This is a genomic window from Salinibacterium sp. NYA9b, from assembly GCF_976973725.1.
This window is the reverse complement of record NZ_OZ333476.1, coordinates 475,284-497,392: the sequence shown is the minus strand read 5'-3', so window position 1 is coordinate 497,392 and position 22,109 is coordinate 475,284. Positions and strand designations below refer to the sequence as shown.

The following is a 22,109-nucleotide window of genomic DNA, read 5'->3' as shown; positions in this document are numbered from 1 at the left end:
GCCGCGCTACAGCGCTATAGCGCTACCGCCTCAACTGATTCCCGTGCTATTTGCAGTTCTTCGTTCGTCGGAATGACGAGAACCTTCACGCGCGAATCGGATGCCGAGATGACGCGCTCGCCACGATTGGCTGTGGCATTAGCAGCGACATCCATCTCGATCCCAAACGATTCGAGACCCTCGACCGTCGCGAGGCGCGTGTTGGCGTTGTTCTCGCCGACGCCCGCGGTGAACACGACGGCGTCCGCTCCGCCAAGGGCCACGAGGTACGCCCCCAAGTAGTGACGCAACCGGTGGTAGTAAACACCGAGCGCTGCCTGCGCCTGCTCATCGCCAGCATCCGCCTTCGACTGCACATCGCGCATGTCTCCGGTGCCGGTCATGCCGAGCAATCCACTCTCCCTGTTGAGCAAGTGGTCTAGTCCGGGGAGGTCCATTCCGGCCCGGCCGAGATGAAAAAGTGCCCCAGGATCGATGTTGCCCGAGCGGGTGCCCATCACGAGCCCCTCGAGCGGAGTCATGCCCATTGAGGTGTCGACGCTGCGACCACCATCGATCGCGCACACGGATGCTCCATTGCCCAGGTGAAACACGATCATCCTGAGATCGGCGAGATCTTTGCCCAGCACCGCAGCGGTCCGCTCCGAAACGTACCGGTACGAGGTGCCATGAAAACCGTAGCGACGGATGCCGTGCACTCGGGCCAGTTCCGTATTGATCGCGTACGTGTAGGCGTGCGGTGGCAGCGTGCCATGGAATGCGGTGTCAAAAATCGCCACATGAGGCACGGTCGAGAACGTCGCTCGCGCTGCGCGAATGCCCTTCAGATTGGCGGGGTTGTGCAATGGCGCCAGCACTGAAATCTCTTCAAGTCGGTCCTCGACCTCATCGGTGATCACGGTCGCCTGCGTGAACTCGGCTCCCCCGTGAACGACACGGTGTCCAACGACGGCCGGATGTTCGTCTCCCAGCTCCGCAAGGATCTGCCGCATCCCGTCGTCGTGGTCCGCTGCGCCTCCGCCGGGTTCCCCGATGCGTTCCACGATGCCGCCGCTATAGACGGAACCGGACTCGGCATCGAGCAGTTCCCACTTGATCGACGATGAACCGGAGTTCACCACGAAGACGGTTGTCATTCTTTCTCCTTGGCAGCGGCATCATCGGCGATGCCCTGTAGCGCGGAGGCCTCGGCGGCGACCGATTGAGCCTGAATTGCAGTGATCGCGACGGTGTTCACAATGTCTTGCACGAGCGCCCCACGCGAGAGATCGTTGATCGGTTTGCGGAGGCCTTGAAGGACAGGCCCAATGGCCACTGCTCCGGCGCTGCGCTGCACGGCTTTGTAGGTGTTGTTGCCCGTATTCAGATCGGGGAATATGAACACGGTCGCGCGGCCGGCAACTTCTGAGTCGGGCATTTTAGATTTTCCGACGGCGGCATCCACGGCAGCGTCGTATTGAATAGGGCCGTCGACGGCAAGATCAGGGCGTCGTTCGACCACGAGCGCGGTAGCGGCCCGAACCTTGTCGACGTCCGCACCGCTGCCTGAGGAGCCGGTGGAATACGACAGCATGGCAATGCGCTGCTCGATGCCGAACTGGGCAGCAGTCGCGGCAGAAGAGATAGCGATGTCAGCGAGTTGAGCGGAATCTGGGTCGGGGTTCACAGCGCAGTCACCATAGACAAGGACGCGGTCTTCAAGACACATCAAGAACACACTCGACACGATCGACATATCGGGCTTGGTTTTGATGATTTCGAAACTAGGGCGGATGGTGTGAGCCGTGGTGTGCGCTGCGCCCGAGACCATGCCGTCGGCCAGCCCCAAGTGCACCATCATGGTGCCGAAGTAGGAGACGTCGGTCACAGTTTCGCGCGCGACCTCCATCGTCATTCCCTTGTGGGCGCGCAGCTTCACATACTCCGTCGCGAATCGGGTGCGCAGTTCTTCATCAAAGGGGCTCAGGATGCTCGCGGCCGAGATATCGAGACCGAGTTCAGCCGCGCGGCCACGCACCTCGCCCTCGTCACCCAGGATCGTGAGCGTGGCAACGCCACGGCGCAACAGCGTGCTCGATGCGCGCAAAATGCGGTCATCACTGCCCTCCGGCAACACAATGTTCTGCGGGATGCTGCGAGCGCGATCGAGCAGACCGTACTCGAACATGAGCGGCGTGACGACGGTGGGCGGATGCAGGTCGAGTCGACGCAGCAGCTCTGCGGCATCCACGTGCTGTTCAAACAGGGCAAGCGCCGTGTCGAACTTGCGGGGAGACTCGGCAGCCAAGCGACCGCGCGTCTTGGTAATAATGCGCGCGGTGTCATAGGTGCCGAACGAGGTGCGAATCACGGGCAACGACACATCGAGACCATCCATGAGGCGCTCGATTTGAGGCAACAGCTCGAACCCACCGTTGAGGATGATGCCCGCAAGCGAAGGGAACGTCTCCGACGCGTGTGCCATCAGCGTCGCCAGCAACACATCCGACCGGTCGCCAGCAACCACCACGACCGAGCCCTCGATGAGACGCAGCAGCACGTTCTCCATCGTCATACCGGCCACGACCACGCCGAGCGCTTCACGCTGCAACAGATCATCGTCGCCGCGCAGCAACTCACCATCAACGGCAGTGAGCAGAGAGGCAAGGCTGGGCGCGATAAGGAAGGGGTCTTCGGGGATAGCCCACACCGGAGTATCGTCGCCGACCGCCGCGCTCACTCCGGCGATGATGTCGGTCATGAAGTCGGGGTCAGACCTATTGACGACCACACCGACCAACCGGGCGTGGGCGGCATCCAATTCTTGATGCGCTATCGAATAAACCTGCGCCATGTCAGCGGGGCTGCGGCTCTCGCCGTCCTCAGACTGAGCACCCAATACAAGGAGCACCGGAGCACCGAGGTTCGCGGCGACGCGGGCGTTGTAGGACAGCTCTGTCGGGCTGCCCACATCCGTGTAATCAGAGCCCACAATCACGACAACGTCGCACTGGGCCTCGACTGCCTTAAACCGTTCGATGATGCGGCTGAGTGCCAGCTCGGGATCAGCGTGCACGTCGTCGTAGCCCACGCCGACAGCCTCGTCGTAGCTGAGATTGACGGCTTCATGACCGAGCAACATCTCTAAGACGTAGTCCCGCTCATCGCTGGTGCGAGCGACGGGCCGAAACACGCCAAGTCGTTTCGCTTCGCGACTAAGCGTGTCGAGCAGACCGAGGGCGATGGTGGACTTGCCAGCGTGGCCCTCGATGGAGGTGATGTAGATATTCCGCGTCACCTCTCCAGCCTACGCCGGAAGATACGCCCCAGAAGGAGATGCCGGGCGCTTAACAGAAAAGACCCCTCGCGCACCCGCCAGAGCCCGGTTACCCTTGCTACGTTTCCGTCCTGGGGGAATTGGCCTGGATGGCGCCACGCGAGGAGCCGCCCCCAGTCTACCCAAAATTATTACCCCTCGCGCGCCGGCTGCACTCCCCGAATTCACGGCGTTCGGAACGTCGATTACCACTGGGCCGCCCACCCCGTTATGATCACTTGAGGCTGTTTGCGCTAACGCGCGTTCAACCTGTCAGGAGAATTCGCCTAGTGGCCTATGGCGCACGCTTGGAAAGCGTGTTGGGTGCAAGCCCTCGGGGGTTCGAATCCCCCATTCTCCGCACTTACCCCATTGTGATCGCCCACGCGAAAAAACGAAGGGAACGCCGTTGTCGACTAGGCCAGTGAGCCTCAAACCTCGCCGTGACGATCCTCGTCGGCGGCTAGGTCAACCCCGTTCGCTCTTGTGGCGCGGGTTTCAGGCTTGGCTGATTTTCACGGTAATCGTGTTCGGCGCACTGTATACCCTCACGATTCCGGATGGGCCGTGGCTTGCGGTCGTGATCACTCACGCGGTCGCTATCGCCGCCGCCATAGCCGCGTGTGTTTCCTACTTTCGCAGCGCCATCTGGATCGGTGCAAACTCCCCCCTCGTCACCGAGCGCGGTTTTTTCTTCGGGCGACTGACGCACTTCGACAAGTCAGACGCCACCTTGATCGTGCGGTCAACCGTCTTCACGAGCGATGGCTTGGAATCGCGGGCCGAACTCTCCGTGATGGGTCACAATGACCGTCGCCTGTTGCGCATGCGCGGGCAGTATTGGGCTCCCGAGGATTTCGAATTCGTCGCGTCTCACTTCAACGTGCCCGTCGAAACAATCCCCGGCACCGTTTCACACGGCGAAATTCGGCGCGATTACCCCGAAACCCTGTATACGTATGAGCGGTATCCCCTCCTCGTGGTCGCTATTGCGATTGGCACCACGGCCGCGGTTGCCGGTGTCTTTGCCGCAGCGCTCACCGTCATCAACGCCCTCGCTCGCTAGCGACGGCCGCAGCCGTAGCGCTAGCCACAGCGTTAGCGGCAGCAGCGACTCCCCTGTTAACGCGCAAATGCCGCGGTGCCGGCGCCCTCTGGATGGGCAACAGCACCGCGGCATTCGCAGCGAGGAGATCTGAGCTAGCTCTTGACCGAGCCGCTCATCAGTCCACCGATGAAGTACTTGCCGAGCACGATGTACACGACCAGCGTGGGCAGCGATGCAAGCAGCGCACCCGCCATCGCGGCACCGTAGTTCGCCAGTTGAGCGCCCTGCGCCAGGTTGTTGAGCGCGAGTGATACGGGCCCTTCATTCTGGTTCGACAGGAACAGCGCGAACAGGAAGTCGTTCCACGCTGAGGTGAACTGCCAGATGATCGTGACAACAAAGCCGGGAAGCGACAGCGGCAAGACGATACTGCGGAACGTGCGCAGCATCCCCGAACCGTCCATGCGGGCAGCCTCCATGAGCTCATGAGGGATGCCGGCGTAGTAGTTGCGGAAGATCAACGTACAGATCGGCAGACCGTAAATCACGTGCACCACGAGCAGGGTGGAGACATCGCTCGGCAAGCCGAGGCTGGTCTTCATCTGCACGAGCGGCGTCATGATCGCCTGGTACGGAATGAACATTCCGAACAGGATGAACGTGAAGACGACATCGGCGTACGGGAAGCGCCAGCGGGCAAGAACGAAACCGTTCATTGCTCCGAGGAACGACGCGATCAGTGCGGCAGGGATCGCCAGCAAGAACGTGCGACCGATGGATGCCGACAGCGCGTTCCACGCGAGTGCCCAGTTGTCGAAGCCGGTTGGTCCACCCTCGAAAGCAGGCTCCCACGGCCAACGAACCGGCAGCCCCCACGAGGTGGCGGGGTTGACGTCCTGCGGCGGCTTGAGGCTCGTGACGATCAATACGTACACGGGCATCAACACAATGACCAGGAAGAACACCAGCAGTACGTACTTCGCGGTGCGGCTCAGTCCAGCTCGCGCACGAATTGCCGAACTCTGCGGCATGTGCGACTCAGTGGTGGGTTCGCTTGGCTTCTTGTCGAGTCCAGTTGCGACACTCATCCTTGCCTCTTCTCTGCGCGAGCGGTGTAGATCAGGTACGGGACGATTACGACGGCAACGAAGAGCAACAGGATCGTCGCGATAGTGGCCGACTTGGCGTAGTCGTTAGAGGTCAAAGCAACCCACAGGTAGGTTGCGGGAACCTCGGTCTGGTAGATCGACTTCGTGATCGCCATGATGAGGTCGAAGACCTTCAGCGACATGTGGCCCACGATGATGAGAGCCGACAGCGCGACGGGGCTGAGCTGGGGGAAGATCACGTAGCGGTAGAGCTTCCACTCGGTCGCGCCATCCATGCGGGCTGCTTCGCGCAGCTCTTCAGGGATGCCACGGAAGCCCGAAAGGAAGAGTGCCATGACGTAGCCGGCGAGCTGCCAGATGGCGGGCAACGCAATGGCCGCCATGCCCCAGGTTGGATCGTTCCACCACGAGTTCTGGAGAAAGTCGAGCCCGAGGTTCTCGAAGACCCGGTTGAGTCCGGATGCACGGTCACCCTCAGCGCTGTTGAGCAACCAGCGCCAGACGACACCGGATGCCACGAACGAGATCGCCATGGGGAACAGGAACACCGAGCGGAAAACGCCCTCTGCGGTGACGCCCTTGTCGAGCATCCACGCCCACAAGAATCCGAAGATCATGGTGCCACCGATGAAGAAGAGGGTGAAGATACCAAGGTTCTGAAGCGAGTGGATGAAGCGCTCTTCGCCAAACAGAGCGATGTAGTTATCGAGTCCAACGAACTCAGTAGCGGGAACAAGACTGTTCCGGTTGCTGAGCGACACCGAGATGTTGGCGCCGATCAAGCCATAAACAAATATCCCGAGAACGATAATCGTCGGGGATATCAAAAGGAGCGGTGGGCCCCAGTTTTTGTATCCTTTTTTCACGCGCGAGCTCCTCGGTTTGCACGGTAGTGGGTGGGAGCGTCGCCGCCCCCACCCACTATGTCTCGTAGTGCTAGTTAGCCCTGAGCCTTGTCAGCGGCGGCAACGAGTCCGGACAGAAGCGAAGCTGCGTCGCGGTCAGCGCCGAACTTGCCGATGGCCGAAGAGATGTCTCCCGACCAGGCGATGCTTGCTGCTGCACCGTGTGCGAGCGAGCTAACAACGGTGTCTTCACCGAACGACTTGATAGCCGTCTGCTGGTACGCGGGGTAGTCAGAAGCAACCGTGTCGGTACGTGCCGGGATCGAACCCTTAGCGAGGTTGAATGCCTTCTGGCCTTCAGCCGAGCTGATGGTCGTCAGCCAGTCAATGGCAGCCGCTTCGTGAGGAGCGCCTTCCGAGAGGGTGAACGAGTCAGCGAGGAAGTCGAAGACTCCATCGGTGCCGGGGGTTGCCCAGGTGGTGTACTCGTTGTCGTAGGTCCAACCGGCCTGCTGGAATGCAGACTCGGCCCAGTCACCCATGACGTTGTAGGCAGCGTTGCCATCGAGAACGATCTGCGTTGCAGCATCCCAGTCGAGGCCAGCGAAGTCGCTGTTGGTGTATTCGAGCAGGTCGCCGTAGTGACCGATTGCGGTCTCTACTCCAGCGTCGTCCCAGGCGGTGTCGCCGGTCCAGAGTCCCGAGTAGCCCTCGGCGCCAAGGTCAGCGATGAGTACGTTTTCGAAGAGCTGCATCTGAGTCCACTCGGTGCCGAGCGCGAGAGGAGTCTCGACTCCAGCGTCCTTGAGCTTCTTCAGGTCTACAAGCCACGCGTCGATGTCAGCAGGAGCAGCCTTGGGGTCGATCCCGGCATCCTCGAGCACCTGGGTGTTGGCCCAGACGACGTTGGCACGGTGGATGTTGCTGGGTACCGAGTAGATGGCACCGTCAACGGTGATGCGCTCGATCAGGCTCTCGGGGAAGACATCCGTGAGGCCGTTCTCTTGGTAGAACGAGCTGAGGTCCTGAAGCTGACCGGCGTTGATGTAGTCCGTGAGCTCTGCTCCGGCGTGGGCCTGGAACGTGTCCGGCGGGTCGTTCGACTCGAGGCGTGATGCAAGAGCTGCCTTGGCGTTGGAGCCGGCGCCGCCAGCTACAGATGCATTGATGAACTCAATGTCAGGGTTCTGCTCAGCGAATACCGTGACGAGAGCGTCAAGGCCGACCTTTTCGGATCCTGAGGCCCACCAGGTGAATACCTCAACCTGGTCAGCGTTGTCGGGGTCTGAGCTAGGGGTGCTCGAGCAGCCCGCAAGAACGAGGCCTAAGGCCACCGCCCCGGCGATAATGGAAAGTGGCTTACGCATTCTGTGTTCCTCCATTGGAATATGAGTGCTGTTCCGTTCAAGAAGTGAATCGGACGTTCACCAGTAAACTGTCTAACCGTTGGGTTTGACAAGTGAACGCAGCAAGTTTTTGTACATTCGAATGGTCACGATTTGGCAACAGCGAGCCTATTTCGGTTCGCTGCCACCGCCGACTGGAGCGAACTTTGCGCTCTACTTCCGCTAGAACACTGGGTTTTAGGCGCGTTTGCGTGCCCGAGTGCCCGCTGCGGAGAGCTCCGGATACGGGTCGGAATTACCGACGTTTGAGGGTCGAAAAAATTCCGCGAAGCACCTCGCGCACGACCGTCTGTCCAGTTCGTGAACTCAAGGCGTCGCCCAAAACATTGGGCTGCTTGCGCGTTGTCGTGCGTGTAGTGGTGCGCGACGTGGTCTTTTTGTTCATGTCTTTGAGCGCTCGTTCGTAGTCGGCTTGCACCTTCGCCTGCTCCTTAGCGTGCGCCTTCGCGAGCTTCTCAGCGTCTTTAGCGGCAACCGCAGCAGCGTCTGCCGCCGCCTCCGCCGCCTCCGCTTTGGCATCTGCCTCAGCCGCCGCATTCATCTTGCCGGCCAAAATCTCCCGAGCAGATTCCCGATCAACCGCGGTGCCGTAGGTCACCATCAGCGGGGATGCGGCGACCGCAGCCTCCATCGTGCCGGCATCCGTCGGCGACATCGAACCTTGCGGTGCGCGCAATCGAGTCCACGCCACGGGAGTCGGAGCGCCCTTCTCATTCATGACGGTGATGATGGCCTCGCCAGTCGCGAGTGACGTCAGCACCTCTCCGAGGTCATAGCCCGATGTGGGGTAGGTCGAGACGGTCGCCTTGAGCGCCTTCGCCGAATCCGGCGTGTGTGCACGAAGCTGATGCTGGAAGCGCGAACCGATCTGGGCAAGCACATCGCTCGGAACATCCTTAGGCGTCTGGGTGACGAACACCACACCGACGCCCTTGGAACGGATGAGCCGCACCGTCTGAGTGATTGACTCAATAAAGTCTTTCGAGGCATCGTTGAACAGCAAGTGGGCTTCGTCAAAGAAGAACACGAGCTTGGGCTTGTCGATATCTCCGACCTCGGGAAGGTCATTGAAGAGGTCAGCAAGAAGCCACATCAAGAATGTCGAGAAGAGCGCTGGTTTGTTGCTCACGCCCGGCAGCTCAAGCAAGCTCACAATGCCCTTGCCTTCCGCGTTGGTGCGCAGGAAGAGTGACGTATCAATCTCCGGTTCGCCAAAGAACTCATCGGCGCCCTCGTTCGCAAAACCGATGAGCTCACGCAGGATGACGCCAGCAGTCGCCGACGACAAGCCGCCCAGGTTCTTCAACTCGACCTTGCCATCATCGCTCAGCAGGTATTGCACGACAGCGCGCAAATCGCTGAGATCAACCAGCGGCAGTCCGGTCTGATCGGCGTAGTGGAAAATCAGGCCCAGGCTCGACTCTTGCGTGTCATTGAGGCCGAGCACCTTCGAGAGCAACAGTGGCCCAAAGCTGGAAACCGTCGCCCGAATCGGCACGCCGATGCCGTTACCGCCCAGCGTGAAATATTCTGTGGGGGATGCTGCGGGCAGCCAGTCTTGGCCGATCGACTCGGTGCGCTCCAGCAGCTTGTCACTCGAGCTGCCTGCGGTAGCAATGCCCGAGAGGTCACCCTTGATGTCGGCGGCGAAGACGGGAACGCCGGCAGCCGAAAGCTGCTCGGCCAGCACCTGCAACGTTTTCGTCTTACCGGTTCCGGTGGCACCCGCCACCAAACCATGACGGTTGAGCATCGCGATCGGAATGCGCACCGGAACATCGGAGAGCGCATCTCCATTGACGAGAGCGCCCATCTCAAGCACCTCACCGTCGAAGGCGTAGCCCTCTCGGATGTCGGCTACCTGAGCCGCGCTGAGGGGGCCGTCACCCGAACCGGTAGCGTGGGTGGCTTTCGTTGGGGCTGACTTCGCCGCTGCCGGCTTGTCGGCTGCTGGTTCTGGGGGCCCGGCCTCCGGTGCGGTCTCGGGTGCGGCCTCCGGTGCGGCCTCCGGTGCGGTCTCGGCGGTCGTTGCCTCCGGCACTGCGGCCGCGGCCTGCTCGGCGGCAAGCGCGGCCTCTGCCGATGCCAGCTCGGCGGCCGCGAGCGCGGCCTGCGCCTGGGCTAAGGCTTTCTTGGCGGCTTCTACTTGGGCTGCGGCATCCGTCATTCTTCTAGCCTACGGAGTGAGGTCGCCCAGCGCTCTTATTGATGCCAGATTGTGGGTCTTCGGTCGCTAAGCGATGAGCGAATGGCGCCCACACAATAATCGCGACACCAACACCGAGGAGTGCACCTCCGATGGTGTCGCTCAGCCAGTGCGCCCCCAGATACGTGCGACTCAAGATCATGAGAATTGTGTAGGCGATACCGGCCACCAGCACCCACCGACGCTGCAGCAGGATGATGAGCACGACCGTGACAGTAGCGGCGTTGGCCACATGCCCCGACGGGAATGAACCGATATCGGCTGTGACCAAGATCTCCTCAGGACGCGCGCGACCAAAGAGTGACTTGAGTAACTGAACAACGCCAGCGCTCAGTGCTGACGCCAGCACAAAGTAGAGCGCTGCCGAACGACGTTTCGCAATAAAGAACGCAAGCGCTGCCCCCAGCGGGACAACAAATACCCCGAACCATCCACCACCCACAAAATCCATGACCAGAGCTGGCACGGTGAAAATATCGGCACGGACGCTCAGCAGGTCGTCGAGTACTAGCTGGTCGAGACTCAGCACGCCGTCTCGCGTCGCGATAAGAAAACCGAGCAGCACGGCCAGCACCACGGCGGTCACTCCACTGATAAGCGGCCAGCGCTGGGTAACCTGACGAGCTTCCGCTGGCGAAATTTCAGTATTCACCCATTTACGGTACCGGGTGAATCTTGGCGAGTGCCGAGACAATCCGCGGCTGTCAGCGCTCCGTGAGCCTCAACACTTCTCGCGATGCCTAGCGCGATAGCGCAGGCACGGTACGCGGACGGATGACCGTCCACATCACGATGATCGACACGATTGCGGTGCTCCCCATCACAATGCCCATCGGGATTGCGTTGGTGATTCCGAAGGCGCCGACGATAGGCGAGGTGAGTCCGGCAAGCCCAAAGTTCACGGCGCCCAACACTGACGCCGCCGTCGCCGCTTCTCCCCCGTGGTTGGCGAGCGCCAACACTTGAGTACAGGGGAACGAAAAGCCACAGGACATCACGAAGAAGAACAGGGGAATCAGCACCGTGATGAGATCGCCGTTCACGATGTCGAGGAACACGATCGTGGAGGCCGAGAGCAGCAGCATGACTCCGGAGCCGGCAAGAATCCACTGCGGCCCGATGAATCGCATCAGGAATGCTGCGGACTGGACTCCGATCACGACCCCCACCGAGTTCACGGCGAAGACAAGACCGAACGCTTGAGGATCAAGACCGTAGACGTTCTGCAAGAGGAACGGAGATGAGGCGAGGTAGGCGAAAAGCCCAGAGAAGGTCATTCCCGCGATGATCGCCGTGCCCACGAACACCCGGTCAGTGAAGAGGGCCTTGTAGCGCTGGCCTGCCGTGGCATGGCCGAGGTCTCGGCGCCGGGCTGGCGGCAAGGTTTCGATAATGAGGAACCACGCAGCGATCAATACCAAACCGGCGTAGATCGCCAGGAAGACGAACATTCCACGCCACGGGGTGATCAGCAAGAGCTGAGACCCGATGAGCGGAGCCAAGATGGGCGCAAGCCCCTGCACGAGGGCAAGGCGTGACAGCATCCGCACAAGAGGGAGCCCGCCAAAGAGGTCGCGCACGATTGCCATGGTCACGACAGCACCCGCGGCCGCTCCCATTCCTTGGATGAGGCGAAAGACGAAGAGCAGTTCGATGTTGGCTGCGAGGGCAACTCCGATACTCGCCATGAGGTGCACGCTCGTGGCAACGAGTAGCGGAAGGCGTCGACCGATTCGGTCACTCAGCGGACCGACGATGAGCTGGCCAAGCGCGAAACCGAGGGTCGTCGCGGTCAGCGTGAGCTGGACGATGGCCGCAGTGGTGTCGAGATCCGCTTCGATGAGAGGGAACGCCGGCAGGTACAGGTCGACGGTAAACGGGCCGAGCGCGGTCAGCGCGCCAAGCACGAGGACATACACAAGCCGTTGACGTGCAGAGAGTGAGTCACCGGGATGAACGACGGTAGTCAAGCGATTCCTAGCTAAGAGAGTGCCCGGTTGTGGGCGCGGCAAAAGTAGTGTGCCCGCAACCCCGAGGGCTACCCCAGCCTACGCCCAGCGTCCGGAACGTTGGCGCTCGACGCAACAGCGCTCGCCTACGGGATGTGCGTGGCCCCTAGTCGGTGCGGTTCTGTTCCGCATACAACCGCGAGTACTCGCCGCCGCGCGTGATCAACTCGGCGTGCGTTCCGCGCTCCACAATCGCTCCGGCGACGACAACGAAGATCACGTCCGCCGAACGCACCGTCGACAACCGGTGGGCTACGGCAATGGTCGTTCGACCCCGCGAAGCGGTATCGAGGGCTGCTTGCACAATGCGCTCAGAGATGGAGTCCAACGCGCTCGTCGCTTCATCGAGGATAAGCACACTGGGGTCTTTGAGCAGCACGCGCGCAATAGCAATGCGCTGTTTCTCTCCGCCCGACAGTCGGTAGCCGCGCTCCCCCACCGTCGTGGCGTAGCCATCGGGAAACGACATGATCGTCTCGTGGATGTTCGCGGCACGCGCTGCGGTTTCGATCTGCTCGGTCGTCGCATCCGGTCGCGCATAGGAGAGGTTCTCGGCGATGGTCGCGTGAAAGAGGTAGGTTTCCTGGCTCACAATGCCGATGTTGCGGATGAGCGAATCTTGGGTGAGATCCTTCACATCGTCGCCGGCGAAGAGCACGCGCCCGTTGCTCGCTTCATGGAGCCGAGGAATCAGATAGGACACGGTGGTTTTGCCGGCACCGGAGGGACCGACAAAGGCCGCGTACTGTCCGGGCTCAATCGAGAAGCTGACTGAGTCAAGCGTTGGCCGAGTGGATGCCTCGGCGTCGGGATAGCGGAAAGTCAGGTTATCGAAAGCGACCGCTCCCAGCTCGGCCCTATTTACCTCGTGGGCATCGGCCTTGTCGGTGATCGCTGGCGTGAGGTCGAGGTACTCGAAAATTCGCGCGAAGAGAGCCGAGGATGTTTGAAGGTCGAGCGCCACCCTCATAAGTCCAAGGAGGGGGAACATGAGGCGTGCCTGCACTGTCGTGAAGGCCACGATTGTTCCGGCAGTGACGTCAACGCCACCAGTAATGAGGTACGCGGCAACCATGTAGACGATCGCAGGAATGACCGACAAGAAGATATTGACGGTGGCGAAGAACCACTGGCCACTCATCTGCTGGCGCACCTGCAGGTCGACCTGTTGTTCGTTCTCGTCGGAATACCGCAGCGTTTCGATGTCCTGTTGGTTGAAGCTCTTGGAGAGAAGGATGCCCGAAACGCTCAAGGACTCTTGAGTGATCGCGGTCATGTTGCTCAGCGACTCTTGAGTCTTGGTGGCAATGCGCGCGCGGATCTGCCCAACGCGACGTTGAGCGATCACAATACCCGGAAGCACAATGACGGCAACCACGGTGAGCTGCCAGCTGAGCACGAGCATGCTGATGAACGCCGCGATCACCGTGACGGTGTTGCCGATCACGCTCGACACGGTGTTGTTGAGCACGCCAGCAACGCCACCAACATCGTTTTGAAGCCGGGATTGGATGACGCCCGTCTTAGTGCGGGTGAAGAATGCGAGCTCCATGCGCTGCAGCTGATCGAAGAGTCGCACCCGGAGCGCGCCCATGACCTTATTGCCCACTGTCGCGGTGAGGTAGGTCTGCCAGACGCCTAGCGCGGCGGACGCTATCCAGAGCGCGATCATGATGATGACGAGTTGCGCCAGCACGGGGATATCGGGTGTGCCTGACGCCGGGAAGAGGCCTTCGTCGAAGGCTTGCTTGGTGAGCAGCGGTGGCAGCACGCTTATGCCGGCGCCGATCAGCACAAGAGTGATGGTGAGCGTTAGCGCTGACTTGTGCGGCTGAAAGAGGTGAGCGATGCGCTGGAGGAGGTGGGGGACCTTGGGGGCTGCAGCATTTTCTGCTTTTTGGGCGGAGTAGTCTCCGCCGCTAACTCGGCCACCGCGTCGCGGACCACCTACTGTGCTCATAATTCGAGCCTAGTTCGCAGTTCTGCCCTTAACGGCCAATCGCACAGCGCCCGAGTGCGCTGTGCGAGAAACCTCACACGGGAGTTCGGCGGGCAACTAGGGTTGCCCGCCGAACAGTCAGGATCAGTTTCCGCGAACTACCGAACGTCGTCGCGCAACGCTGAACCCTACGAGCACCAATCCGAGCTGCAGGAACCCGAGTCCAGCCAGTGTCGGAGCGATTGTGCTCGAGCCTGTGTATGCCAGGGTAGGCAGATCTCCAACCGGCAATGCCAGAGTAGGCAGATCTCCAACCGGCAATGCCAGCGTTGGCAAATCAACTGTCGGGGTATCCGTTACCGGGGGAACCACGGTGGGCGGCTCCTCAGGGGGAAGCGGGAAGGTGGGCAGGTCGCACACCTCCAGCGTGATCGAGTCTTTCGCACTCAACGTGTTGTCTGCGTTCACGATCGACACCGTGTAGGTCTCGCCGTTCGGCACGTCGGTGATGGTGAGCGCATGAGTCGGGAGATCGGCCTCGAAGGTGATCGGAGCAACACCGTCAACAGGCTTGCCAGTGGAGTGCGTAACTACGGTGACCGTGTAGCTCTGGCCAACAGCTAGGTCGCTTGCCGATACAGCTATCGTTGAGGCACCCAAAACATCACACTCTGTCTGCATGAGCATCACGGTTGGGTTACTAGGGCACACGTCCAAGTACATGTCTGCCGCAGCAGTCACTGTCGGGTTCGACTTCGTGTCGGTCACGATGACTCGGTAGGTGTTCTCTGGCTCGAGACCCTCGAAGGTGAACTTCTGAGGTTTTCCGGTGCTGGAGTCAAGCTTCTGGGCTTTACCCACGAGAACGTTGTCAAGCATGAGCGCAACGGTATAGTCGCGGCCAGCAGCGTAGTGCGAAACGGTAGCAGTAAGCGAAGCGTTTTCACCCGGTGCGGTGCACTGTTCGGCAGTCAGCTGAACCGTGGTCTCGTTAGTCGCACACGACACCAGAGTTACGGTGGCGCTGTTCGTGTAACTCGTCTGCACCGCGTCGGTCACTGTTGCGGTGTAGGTGCCGCCAGCCATTCCCGTCAGCTTTGCGTCGTAGCGGTCAGCGGTTGCAAAGTAGCCGTTCTCGGTGAGGACGGGCTTCTTTGCGGAGTCGACCACAACAATGTTGTAGGTGCGTCCGGGAACGAGTCCCTCAACTGCAATCGTGATTTCACCTTCAGCATCGGTCGAGACCGCGTCGCACTGCGTTGCCAAGAGAGTCGGCTTCGCTATTGCTTCGGGGCACGGCAAGAAGGTGTGCGTGTTGCTCTGCTCAGGCGTCGCGTTTGCCTGGCTGGTGTCTACGATCGTCGCGAAGTAACTCGCGGAAGGGGTCGCTTGGGACTTGTACGAGCCGGTCGCCGCGCTAGCGGTGAAGGTGTAGCTGTCAACAACGGCATTCGAACTGGCGTTCACGATATCGATGCGGTATTCGCGACCAGCTACGAGAGAACTGACGTTCACCTTGATAGAGGCGCCTTCACCGTTTACCGTGCATTCATTAGCGACGATAGCGATACCTGACGATGCGGGGCACGCAAGCGATTGGACCGTCTTGCATGCCATCAGCGAACGATTCGTCGTATCGATGAGCGTCACGGTGTAAGCAGCTCCGGCGATGGCCGTTTCCCAGGTGTAGCTACCGGTGGTCTGCTTGGGGACGTACGTGACAGTTTTCGAGTTGCCAAGGTTGTCAGAGAGAGTGAGCTCGTACTTGCGGTCAGCTACGAGGCCCTTGAAAGTAGCGGTGATGTCTGTTGATCCACCGGGCACTTCGCAGCTCGAGGCGGTCAGGCTGACGATGCTCTGCGCGACGCACGGTTCAGAGGTCTTGGTCCAGGTGCGGTTCCAGCTCGAGTTTGTGGGGTTGTTCCACGCGGTCACCGATGCGGTGAAGGTGTGGGCTTCGGTGGAGTTGGGGAACGCGAAGAAGTGCGATCCGTTCTTGCTGAACTCAATAACCTGCTGCTTGCCACCCTCAAGTTGGAACTTGATGAGGTTCTGCTGGCCTTCGCCGGTGCCGCTGGCTTCGTAGTAACGGCCAGTAACGGTTACGCCTTCACACGTAACGTCGATGCTCGGTGTGTGCGCTTCGGCAGCCGAGGAGACAGAAACAACTGCCAGCCCTGAACCAACTACGAGTGCGAGAGCAACCATGGCGGAAATGCCGCGCATGTGTCGCAATGACCAGCGCTTTCGCTGCTGGCCGGTGGTCTTATCGAATCGGGGGCTTCGATTTGCGGCGCGCCAGCGCGCCAAAAAGTTAGTCACTTCGGGTTTCGCTCTCGGGTAACGAGCGACCTGGAACTATTCGAACCAATACGCTGGGGGGCGCGTTAGCCCGGCGGGGGATTCCGGGTAGCTCTATCGGGATTTGTCACACGTTCGGGGGTCAAGAATGCGACGTGCCCATTATGGGGGGTCATTGAGAAATAATGCAAGCGCGGCGCGCGGAGGGAGTAGTCTGTAAACCCTCGCGTCACCCACCCGACCAGGCGAGATCTTCGAACTCATCGAGACAGCTGTCTCGAAGGGGGGAATACAGCAATGGCGACAGCCGACGTTAGCGCGCTCGAACGCGCTTTCGATGCTGCCCGCTCCGCGGGAGACTTCACTCTTGCACTCGACGAGCTGCGCGAAGCGTGGCCCCGAGTGGTGAGTACGGCAGGTGCTTCACTGCGCTCAATGCTCGACTCCACCCCAGACGATTTGTGGCACAGCGACCCGTGGTTGATTACCTGCTACGCGTCAAGTTTCCGATCAGCAGACACTGCGAGCCGCACTACAGCGCTCCCCTACTTCGAGGCCGCTTTCGCGCTCCTCACCCCCGAGACCCCCGCGTTCGTGCGTGCGACCCTATACGTGCGATATGCGGCAGCTCTTCGCTCGCTTGGCCGCCTCAATGACGCTCTCGCCGCGATCACAAGCGCGAGTGCCATCGCAGATAGTCGCGATGTCATCCCGCTCGCCCGGCGCGTTCCGCTCACCGCAGAGATTGCGCTTCAGCGCGGAGCAATCGCTCTCCACGGTGGCGATTTCGATCGGGCAAAAGCAGATTTCCGCTTAGCCGGCTCGCTCGCGGAAACGAATCTGAGTGTTGCAAACCAGCTGGAAGTTTTCGGATGCCTCGCTCTCATCCAACTCCTCATGGGCGACTTTGAGCATGCCCTCAGTTACGTGGCCAGAGCCGAATCCACGGGGGCTAGCCCCGCGCTGCGCGACAGCAGATTCAACGCCCCGGCTCTGATCACCGAGCTGTTGATCGGCGCCATGCAGCGCGGCACAGACTCCGTCGGACCGCTCGTAGACAGGCTGCAGAAAGCCATTCGAGAGAGCGACTGGGAACCGTTAGGGCTCTACGCACAAGCCTTCACTGAACTCTTCGTCGGAAACGCCCACGAAGGTCTAGAAAAGCTTCGGCTAGCGCTCTTCTCGCTCGATGAATGGCAGCCCGTCGGCTTCGTTGATTCTGAGATTCGAGGACTGCGCGCCGCCGCTTTTCTGCAACTCGGCGACAGCGGGGCAGCCTGGGATGTGCTCGCCAGCCTCTCCCCCACCCAGCACCACACCGTCTGCCCGAGCCGGCTTGTAGCTCACTTGCGCTTCGTCACCGGCGACGCCCGAGGTGCTCTGGACGCGCTGCGCGAATGTGAGGCTTTGGGCGATAATCACTCAAGTCGCACGCTTGCCGATGTCTTTCTCGTGAAGGCAGCTGCGAATCTTTCCCTCGGGGGCGAGGAACAATCGGATGTTGCCTTCGACCGCGCCCTACGCCTGGCTGCGCGCAACCGCATGCACAGCCCATTCCGCCTTATTCCCAGCGAAGTGGTTCAAGAAATGCTCACTCGCGCATCGACGCGAAGCCAGCCGCTTGAAGTTGGAGCGCTCATCAAACGACTCGACGGCCTTACGGTCGTCCTCGTACGGCGTGACTCACTAGCCCTGAGCGACCGAGAACGCTCAATCGCCCGCGAACTCGTCCGCGGGAGCAACTCAGCAGAGATCGCGGAAACGCTCTTCATTTCGGTGAATACAGTGAAATCTCACCTCAAGAGCATTTACCGAAAACTGGGGGTGACATCGCGAGTCGAGGCAATCCACAAGTCCCGCGAGTTAGGCCTTCAGGTGGATATCACCCGCGACTAACCCTCTATTCACCCTCGCCGCTGTTGCTGCGTAACTTTCACCTCGATAGGTTAGTGACACCACTTCCGCTAGCCCCGTATTCTTTACGCGCCTAGCGGTCTCGTGCCGAAACATCCGCCTCCGGAACCTGATCCCTGGTGTCAACGGATTCGGCACGTTGGTGGGGCGCCCGGCTGGTTACCAGGCGCCCCACCCCCTCTCTCACACCGGTTCTCCTCTGAGACACTTTCCCCGGCAGTGTTCTTGTTAGCCCTGCGCCCGCTCCCGCAACAAGCCTTGGGGCGTGCTCTCATCACACACGCGCCCCGCTATCCGCACGCATCCACACATCCACACATGACGCCGCAGACCGCCCTCTCCGCCCCTCCCGGGCGAACCGCGACCCGAGTGTTGATTAACGCAGAAAGGCGCCACCCCGAAGGGTGACGCCTTTCTGGCAAGTAAGTCTCTAAAGAGACTCGAACCTAGTTAAAGGATTCGACTACTTAAGGGTTACGGTTGCGCCGGCTTCTTCAAGAGCAGCCTTTGCCTTCTCAGCGGTCTCCTTGTTTGCACCCTCGAGTACAGCCTTGGGAGCGCCGTCAACGACTGCCTTCGCCTCTCCGAGACCGAGGCTCGTGAGTGCGCGCACCTCCTTGATAACCTGGATCTTCTTCTCGCCAGCAGCTTCGAGGATGACGTCGAAGGAATCCTTCTCTTCAACCTCTTCAGCAGCAGCAGCAGGTGCAGCAGCAGCAGCAACCGGAGCAGCAGCAGTAACTTCGAAGACCTCTTCGAACTTCTTAACGAAGTCGCTGAGCTCGATGAGGGTCAGTTCCTTGAAGGCCTCGATGAGGTCGTCGCTTGACATTTTCGCCATGATTTTCTCCTATATTTCTTAAGCTAATTAACCCGCGCGTTACTGCGCGGAATCCTGCTTCTCGCGCAGCGCGTCGACCGTGCGAACGGCCTGAGCGAGCGGTGCGTTGAACAGATACGCGGCGCCGAACAGTGAAGCCTTGGCTGCTCCAGCAAACTTCGCAAGGAGCACCTCCCGACTTTCCAGTGCGGCCAGCTTGTTGACCTCTTCAGCGGTGAGCGCGTTACCGTCAAAGTAACCACCCTTCACCACGAGAAGAGGGTTTGCCTTGGCAAAGTCACGCATAGCCTTCGCAACGGCGACAGGGTCTCCGTGTACGAATGCGATTGCAGACGGACCAACGAGCTCTTCGTCGAACGACGAAATGCCTGCTGCGTTAGCTGCAATCTTTGTCAGCGTGTTCTTCACCACGGCGTATGTTGCGTGCTCACTGATTGACTTGCGCAGCGTCTTGAGCTGGGCAACAGTGAGTCCGCGATACTCGGTTAGCAGAACGGCGGTCGAGTTGCGGAAAAGATCCGTAAGCTCGGCGACCGATGCTTCCTTGTTCGCCATGGTGCTCCCTACTGGTTGATGTGTGTCTGCCTCAGAGCCGCACGGAAGTGTAAAGAGTGGCTGGAGAAAAGAAAAAGCTCCGGCCCTACTGCGCTAACACAGAGGCACGGAGCTGAGTTGCGGCCAGAACTGGCCGAAAAACTACTTCACACACCTGCGCTGGCCTTCGTTTTCACGAACTTCGATCACACACACTTTCGCGCATGCAAACGACCGGCGGTCTTTGGCTTCGATAAGAGTACGTGATGGGGAGCATCTGCGCAAACCAGCAGAAGCCCTCAGCTAAAGAACAACGCCCGCCGGCAGCTCAATGCGGAATACCGTATTGCCCGGCTCACTCGTAACTGAGCTCGAACCGCCATGCGCCTCGATTACCGCAGCAACGATAGCGAGGCCCAGCCCAGTGCTCCCCGCAGCGCGCGAGCGTGAACTGTCCCCACGTACGAAGCGTTCGAAGACCGTCGCCTGCAACTCATCAGCAATGCCAGGACCGGTGTCTCGGATTTCGATGACGGCGCGATCTGCCTCCAACGTCAAACACGCGGTAACCGTGGTGCCCGCGGGAGTATGCACTCGCGCATTGGCGAGTAGGTTGGCGACGACCTGATGCAATCGCGCGTTGTCGCCGCTGACCACTATCGAGTCATCCGGAAGTTCAAGCTCCCACACATGGTCGGGGCCAGCCACATGGGCATCCCCGACTGCGTCGATAAGGAGTCGAGAGAGATCGACAGAGGCATGCTCAACTGGCGCAGCTTCATCGAGGCGGGCCAACAGGAGCAAGCTTTCAACGAGACCGGTCATGCGCACGGACTCTGACTCGATGCGGCCGATCGCGTGAGCAACGTCATCCGGAATCTCATGGCCACCACGGCGGGTGAGCTCGGCATAGCCACGGATCGAGGCCAGCGGCGTGCGCAACTCATGGCTCGCATCGGCCACAAAAGAACGCACTTTCTTCTCACTGGCTTCACGAGCGGAGAGGGCGGATGCCACATGCTCCAGCAGTCGGTTGAGAGCGGATCCCACTTGCCCCACTTCGGTGCGCGGGTCGGCGTCATCGGCCGAGACTCGTTCTGCGAGCGCGACAGCACCGCGGTCAAGTTGGAGCTCAGACACCCGTGTTGCGGTGCTCGCGACTCGCTCAAGCGGGCGAAGGGCGAAGCGCACAGCGATAGCTCCAGCGATGGCGGCAATGACAATTGCAAGCAGGCCGATTACGACAACAAGGATGGTGAGTTGAAGAACTGTCGCGCGCACGTCAGATAGCGGCAGGGCGACGATCAATGACTCCCCGGTCGCGGCATTGTGTGATGCGATGACCCGGTAGTCGCCGAGGTCGCCGCCCAACGAGACGGTCGTGGGTTCGTCGATTTGTGCAAGTCCGGCCAGCGAATCGAGTTGGGTTTCCGTTAGCGGTGACGAGGCTCCCTTGTTACCGAGAACTCCGGCAGTGATCTCACCGTTTGCGCTCACTAGACCCGCAATGGTTCCTTCCCGTTGCCCAGGAAGAGCAAGAAAATCGCGTGCTGGTGGCGGCCTGCTCTGGTCGGTGGTTTCCCGAATATCGAGGGCGCCCTGAGAACGATTCGTCGCCAACTCAAGCTGATCATCGAGCCGATTCACGAGAAAACCCTGAAGGGCCAACACGCTGACGACACCGATAAGAATCGCGGCAAGCGCAATAAGAGCAGCGCTGCCAAGCACCAAACGCTTGCGGAGACTCAGCGGCGGACGTCGTGTGCCCGGAGCCCGGACCTCTCGAGGTCTGGTCATTCCGGAGCTCGCAGCATGTAACCAACCCCGCGCACGGTTTGGATCATGGGCGGGCCAAGAACATCGACCTTCTTGCGAAGGTAAGAAATATAGATTTCGACCACGCTAGCTTTGCCCCCAAAGTCGTAACTCCACACCCGGTCGAGGATCTGGGCTCGGCTCAGAACGCGACGTGGGTTACGCATAAGGTATCGCAACAGTTCGAACTCGGTGGCCGTGAGCTCGATCGCTGTGCCGGCGCGGCTTACTTCATAGGTGCTTTCATCGAGGCTCAAGTCGCCGACTTCGATGATGGGGTTAGCCTCCCCCGAGATCGTGAGCGCTGAACGACGCAACAACGCCCGCAATCGCGCAACAAGCTCTTCGAGGCTGAACGGCTTCGTGACGTAGTCGTCGCCGCCCACCGTGAGACCGGCAATGCGGTCGTCAACGGAGTCTTTGGCGGTGAGAAAAAGAATCGGGGTTTGGATGCCATCCGCCCGCAAGCGAGAAAGCACAGAGAGGCCATCGAGGCCAGGAAGCATGATGTCGAGAACGACGACGTCTGGCTTGAACTCGCGGATAGTCGACAGCGCTTGTGGACCATCGGACGCGAGCCGAACATCCCACCCCTCATAGCGCAGCGCCATCGAGAGTAAATCGGTGAGCGAGTCTTCATCGTCGACCACAACCGCACGAATAGCGGTTCCATCGGCGCGGCTGAGGCGCGGTTGAGCCTGGACGGCGGGGAGGTGGTGTGACTGGATCATGTCGTCTAGTTATTCGGAGTTTCCTATGAAATTTCTGTGCGCCATCGATGCAACTGCCACACGTCCACGGGCTTACGACCTTCAAAGCCCACTCTCAGCCTTGCCATAGAGCCCTG

At 60.4% G+C, this 22,109-nt stretch carries 16 protein-coding genes, 1 tRNA gene and 1 other RNA gene; 3 read left to right on the top strand and 15 right to left on the bottom strand.

Going from position 1 to position 22,109, the window contains the following annotated elements:
• Window positions 1–14: 14 nt before the first annotated feature.
• The 3 genes from ACWFSR_RS02430 to ffs form a co-directional block, all read right to left on the bottom strand.
• Complete coding sequence (locus ACWFSR_RS02430; protein WP_447522979.1) at window positions 15–1,136, bottom strand: acetate/propionate family kinase; 1,122 nt, start codon at window positions 1,134–1,136, stop codon at window positions 15–17.
• Window positions 1,133–3,277 (bottom strand): phosphate acetyltransferase, encoded by a 2,145-nt coding sequence (gene pta, locus ACWFSR_RS02425; RefSeq protein WP_447522978.1) that lies wholly within the window; start codon window positions 3,275–3,277, stop codon window positions 1,133–1,135. Before pta ends, ACWFSR_RS02430 begins: the two co-directional genes overlap by 4 nt.
• Window positions 3,278–3,331: 54 nt before the next feature.
• Window positions 3,332–3,428, bottom strand: an RNA gene (ffs, locus tag ACWFSR_RS02420) — signal recognition particle sRNA small type.
• A 143-nt stretch (window positions 3,429–3,571) separates the two neighbouring features.
• Here ffs and ACWFSR_RS02415 point away from each other — a divergent pair.
• Window positions 3,572–3,656, top strand: a tRNA-Ser gene (locus ACWFSR_RS02415).
• 63 nt (window positions 3,657–3,719) lie between these two features.
• A complete protein-coding gene (locus ACWFSR_RS02410) occupies window positions 3,720–4,361 on the top strand; it encodes a hypothetical protein (RefSeq protein ID WP_307784151.1) in 642 nt (213 codons plus the stop codon).
• A gap of 134 nt (window positions 4,362–4,495) precedes the next feature.
• On the opposite strand, the gene ACWFSR_RS02405 is transcribed toward ACWFSR_RS02410, so the two are convergent.
• The 8 genes from ACWFSR_RS02405 to ACWFSR_RS02370 all read right to left on the bottom strand — a co-directional run bounded on the left by ACWFSR_RS02405 (window position 4,496) and on the right by ACWFSR_RS02370 (window position 16,179).
• Window positions 4,496–5,431 (bottom strand): carbohydrate ABC transporter permease, encoded by a 936-nt coding sequence (locus ACWFSR_RS02405; protein ID WP_129073070.1) that lies wholly within the window; start codon window positions 5,429–5,431, stop codon window positions 4,496–4,498.
• On the bottom strand, window positions 5,428–6,318 hold the full coding sequence (locus tag ACWFSR_RS02400) for a carbohydrate ABC transporter permease (RefSeq protein WP_129073069.1): 891 nt from the start codon (window positions 6,316–6,318) through the stop codon (window positions 5,428–5,430). Before ACWFSR_RS02400 ends, ACWFSR_RS02405 begins: the two co-directional genes overlap by 4 nt.
• A gap of 74 nt (window positions 6,319–6,392) precedes the next feature.
• Entirely contained in the window at window positions 6,393–7,664 is a 1,272-nt protein-coding gene (locus ACWFSR_RS02395) for an ABC transporter substrate-binding protein (protein WP_197110430.1), read from the bottom strand.
• Window positions 7,665–7,938: 274 nt separating this feature from the next.
• Entirely contained in the window at window positions 7,939–9,870 is a 1,932-nt protein-coding gene (locus ACWFSR_RS02390; protein WP_447522977.1) for a helicase HerA-like domain-containing protein, read from the bottom strand.
• A gap of 4 nt (window positions 9,871–9,874) precedes the next feature.
• Complete coding sequence (locus ACWFSR_RS02385; protein WP_447522976.1) at window positions 9,875–10,561, bottom strand: phosphatase PAP2 family protein; 687 nt, start codon at window positions 10,559–10,561, stop codon at window positions 9,875–9,877.
• Between the two features lie 88 nt (window positions 10,562–10,649).
• Window positions 10,650–11,879, bottom strand: coding sequence for a multidrug effflux MFS transporter (locus ACWFSR_RS02380; protein WP_197108003.1), 1,230 nt, complete (start codon window positions 11,877–11,879; stop codon window positions 10,650–10,652).
• A 145-nt stretch (window positions 11,880–12,024) separates the two neighbouring features.
• The gene (locus ACWFSR_RS02375; protein ID WP_447522975.1) at window positions 12,025–13,878 is read right to left on the bottom strand and encodes an ABC transporter ATP-binding protein; all 1,854 of its coding nucleotides are present in this window, start codon (window positions 13,876–13,878) and stop codon (window positions 12,025–12,027) included.
• 123 nt (window positions 13,879–14,001) lie between these two features.
• Window positions 14,002–16,179, bottom strand: coding sequence for an RTX toxin (locus ACWFSR_RS02370; protein WP_447522974.1), 2,178 nt, complete (start codon window positions 16,177–16,179; stop codon window positions 14,002–14,004).
• Between the two features lie 276 nt (window positions 16,180–16,455).
• On the opposite strand from ACWFSR_RS02370, the gene ACWFSR_RS02365 reads away from it, so the two are divergent.
• A complete protein-coding gene (locus ACWFSR_RS02365) occupies window positions 16,456–18,054 on the top strand; it encodes a LuxR C-terminal-related transcriptional regulator (RefSeq protein WP_447522973.1) in 1,599 nt (532 codons plus the stop codon).
• A 481-nt stretch (window positions 18,055–18,535) separates the two neighbouring features.
• Here the strand turns inward: ACWFSR_RS02365 and rplL are convergent, their stop codons facing one another.
• The 4 genes from rplL to ACWFSR_RS02345 all read right to left on the bottom strand — a co-directional run bounded on the left by rplL (window position 18,536) and on the right by ACWFSR_RS02345 (window position 21,993).
• A complete protein-coding gene (gene rplL / locus ACWFSR_RS02360) occupies window positions 18,536–18,913 on the bottom strand; it encodes a 50S ribosomal protein L7/L12 (RefSeq protein ID WP_197108011.1) in 378 nt (125 codons plus the stop codon).
• Between the two features lie 39 nt (window positions 18,914–18,952).
• On the bottom strand, window positions 18,953–19,468 hold the full coding sequence (rplJ, locus tag ACWFSR_RS02355) for a 50S ribosomal protein L10 (protein WP_197108013.1): 516 nt from the start codon (window positions 19,466–19,468) through the stop codon (window positions 18,953–18,955).
• A 282-nt stretch (window positions 19,469–19,750) separates the two neighbouring features.
• Window positions 19,751–21,244, bottom strand: a complete 1,494-nt coding sequence (locus ACWFSR_RS02350) for a sensor histidine kinase (RefSeq protein WP_197108015.1) — start codon at window positions 21,242–21,244, stop codon at window positions 19,751–19,753.
• Entirely contained in the window at window positions 21,241–21,993 is a 753-nt protein-coding gene (locus ACWFSR_RS02345) for a response regulator transcription factor (RefSeq protein WP_447522972.1), read from the bottom strand. Before ACWFSR_RS02345 ends, ACWFSR_RS02350 begins: the two co-directional genes overlap by 4 nt.
• Window positions 21,994–22,109: the final 116 nt, after the last annotated feature.